The 383-nt window shown below is 68.0% G+C and carries 1 protein-coding gene; it reads left to right on the forward strand.

Going from position 1 to position 383, the window contains the following annotated elements; genetic code table 11:
- Positions 1 to 236 precede the first annotated feature (236 nt).
- Positions 237 to 383 (forward strand): inositol monophosphatase family protein (locus tag B3187_RS17565; RefSeq protein ID WP_414673687.1); only part of this gene is annotated, 147 nt, incomplete at its 3' end.

Below are 383 nucleotides of genomic sequence, written 5' to 3' on the forward strand. Positions count from 1 at the left end.
GCACGGCGAACCCACCTGGGGCGTGGTGGACGCGCCGGCGCTGGGCTGCACCTACCACGGGGGCACCGCGACGCAAGGCGCCTGGAAATCCGTTAATGGACAGGACACCCCGATCACCGTCAGCAAGGCACCCGCGAACAACACCGGCTGGCGCATCGTGGGTAGCCGCTCACACCAGAGCGACGCGTTCAAGGCCTTCCTGGACGACNNACTTCGACGCCCCGGAAATCAAAAGCATGGGCAGCTCCCTGAAAATCTGCCTGATTGCCGAGGGCGAAGCCGACCTCTACCCTCGCCTGGGTCCCACCAGCGAGTGGGACACCGGCGCCGCCCACGCGGTACTGCTGGGCGCCGGCGGGCAGTTGAACGTCGCCGAGAGCGGC

The sequence above is a fragment of the Marinimicrobium sp. UBA4209 genome (genome assembly GCF_002381585.1).
Taxonomy (GTDB): Bacteria; Pseudomonadota; Gammaproteobacteria; order Pseudomonadales; family Cellvibrionaceae; genus Marinimicrobium; species Marinimicrobium koreense.